Source organism: Nonomuraea sp. NPDC001684 (assembly GCF_053596515.1).
This window is the reverse complement of record NZ_JBSFGJ010000749.1, coordinates 1-2,728: the sequence shown is the minus strand read 5'-3', so window position 1 is coordinate 2,728 and position 2,728 is coordinate 1. Positions and strand designations below refer to the sequence as shown.

The window sequence follows — 2,728 nt, the reverse complement described above, 5'->3', positions numbered from 1 at the left end:
CCGGGGCTGGACGTCTCGCCGTTCGAGCGCGTCCAGGTCGCCGACGCCGGTGACATCGCGGCGAACCCGTTCGACATCGGCGAGGCCGTCGAGACCATCGAGGCCGCGGCCGACGAGCTGGACGCCCGGCTGGTCACCATCGGCGGCGACCACACGATCGCGCTGCCGCTGCTGCGCTCGGCGGCCAGGAAGCACGGCCCCGTGGCGCTGCTGCACTTCGACGCGCACCTCGACACCTGGGACACCTACTTCGGCGCCGAGTACACCCACGGCACTCCCTTCCGCCGGGCGGTCGAGGAGGGCATCCTCGACACCGAGGCGCTCAGCCACGTCGGCATCCGGGGCCCGCTGTACGGCAAGAAGGACCTGGAGGACGACCGGCGGCTCGGCTTCGGCATCCTGACCGCCGCCGACGTGCTCCGCCGCGGCCTGGACGAGGTCATCGACGTGCTGCGGCAGCGCGTCGGCGACCGCCCGCTCTACGTCTCGGTCGACATCGACGTGCTCGACCCCGCCCACGCCCCCGGCACCGGCACGCCGGAGGCCGGCGGGCTCACCAGCCGGGAGCTGCTGGAGATTCTCCGCGGTCTGGCCGGCTGCCGCCTGATCGGGGCCGACGTGGTCGAGGTGGCCCCGGCCTACGACCACGCCGAGATCACCTCGGTCGCCGCCTCCCACGTGGCCTACGACCTCGTCAGCCTGCTGGCGATGCAGGAGAAGACATGAGCATCACCGAGATCGAGACCTACGGCGTCGAGCGCATCCCCGACGCCGACCGCACCGCCGGGCCGTTCGACCTGTTCCGGGTCGCCTTCGGGGGCGCGAACACGTTCGCCACCTGCGTGCTGGGCGCCTTCCCCATCCTGTTCGGCCTGTCGTTCTGGCAGGGGCTCGCGGCCACCGTGCTCGGCCTGGTGGTCGGGGCGCTGATCCTGGCCCCGCTGTCGCTGTTCGGGCCGCTCAACGGCACCAACAACGCCGTCTCCTCCTCGGCCCACCTGGGCGTGCACGGCCGGGTGGTCGGCTCGTTCCTGTCGCTGCTGACCGCCATCGCGTTCTTCTCGATCTCGGTGTGGTCGTCGGGCGACGCGCTGGTGGGCGGCGCGCACCGGCTCGTCGGCCTGCCCGACACCGACCTGTCCTACGGGGTGGCCTACGCCGTCTTCGCCCTGCTCGTCCTCGTGGTCTGCGTGTACGGCTTCCGCTTCATGCTGTTCGTCAACAAGATCGCGGTCGCGGCGGCGTCGCTGCTGTTCGTGCTCGGGCTGTTCGCCTTCGCCGGGGACTTCGACCCGTCCTACCCCGGGACGCTGGCGGCCGGCGACCCGCTGTTCTGGCCGTCGTTCATCGGCGCGGCGCTGATCGTGTTGTCGAACCCCGTGTCCTTCGGCGCCTTCCTGGGCGACTGGTCCCGCTACATCCCGGCCTCGACCCCGCGCTCCCGCGTGATGGCGGCGGCCTTCCTGTCGCAGCTCGCCACCATCCTGCCGTTCTTCTTCGGGCTGGCCACCGCCTCGATCATCGCCGCCAAGGCCGCCGAGTACGTCGACCCGGCCGCGCCCAACTACGTGGGCGGGCTGCTGGCGATCTCGCCGGCCTGGTACTTCGTCCCGGTCTGCCTGATCGCGCTGATCGGCGGCATGTCCACCGGCACCACCTCCCTGTACGGGACCGGGCTCGACTTCTCCAGCGTGTTCCCGCGCTTCTCCCGGGTGCAGGCGACCGTCTTCATCGGCACCCTGTCGATCGTGTTCATCTTCGTCGGGCGCTTCGCGGCGAACCTGACGGCCAGCATCTCCACGTTCGCCACGCTGATCATCACCTGCACCGCGCCCTGGATGGTGATCATGATGCTCGGCTACGTGACCCGCAGGGGCTGGTACGACCCCGACGCTTTGCAGGTCTTCAACCGGCGGCAGCGCGGCGGGCGGTACTGGTTCACCCACGGCTGGAACTGGCGCGGCCTCACCGCGTGGCTGCTCGCGGCCGCCGTGGCGCTGATGTTCGTGAACCTGCCGGGCCAGTTCGTCGGGCCGCTGGGCGACCTGGCCGGCGGCGTGGACGTCTCGCTGCCGCTGGGCCTCGCGGTCGCGGCCGTGCTCTACCTGACGCTGCTCGCGCTCTTCCCCGAACCGCGCGAGGTGTACGGCCCGCAGGGCCCGCGCCTGGTGCGCTCGGCCGACACGCCGATCCTGCCCATCGTGGACGCGGCAGAATCGATGGCGTGATGGAACTCGTCGACCTGTCGGTGCCCGTCGAGACCGGGATGCCGGTCTATCCGGGCGATCCCGAGGTCTCGGTCGCCCCGGCGCTCACCGTCGCCCGCGACGGCGTCAACGTGCTGGGCCTGCACCTCGGCTCGCAGTCGGGCACCCACGTCGACGCCCCCTTCCACATCGACGACGCGCTGCCGGCGCTCGGTGACCTGCCGCTGTCCCGCTTCGCCGGGCCGGCCGTGGTGGCCGACGCCCGGGGGCTCGCGCCCCGGTCGCCGATCGGGGCCGGGCTGCTCGACGGCCCGGCCTGGCCGTCCGGCGGCGACGCGCCGATCGTGCTGGTCGCGACCGGCTGGTCGGCCCACTGGGGCGGCGAGTCCTACCAGGCCCACCCCTTCCTCACCGAGGAGGCCGCCATGGCGCAACATCCGCAGCAACGCCCAGGCCCACAAGAACGCCGGCTGGCTGGCGGTCATGGTGGGCAACCACGTCGACTACTGTGCCACGCTCAC

General features: G+C 72.0%; 3 protein-coding genes. All 3 read left to right on the top strand.

The genetic code is table 11. The annotated features are described in order from the left end of the window. The coding region (gene speB / locus ACWCSD_RS51115; protein ID WP_449926896.1) for an agmatinase at positions 1–726 on the top strand (726 nt) is incomplete at its 5' end. Then, a complete protein-coding gene (locus ACWCSD_RS51110; protein WP_397218706.1) occupies positions 723–2,228 on the top strand; it encodes a purine-cytosine permease family protein in 1,506 nt (501 codons plus the stop codon). The genes speB and ACWCSD_RS51110, both read left to right, overlap by 4 nt. Next, positions 2,228–2,728, top strand: a 501-nt coding sequence (locus ACWCSD_RS51105; RefSeq protein ID WP_449926899.1) for a cyclase family protein, incomplete at its 3' end; no start/stop codon positions are given. The genes ACWCSD_RS51110 and ACWCSD_RS51105, both read left to right, overlap by 1 nt.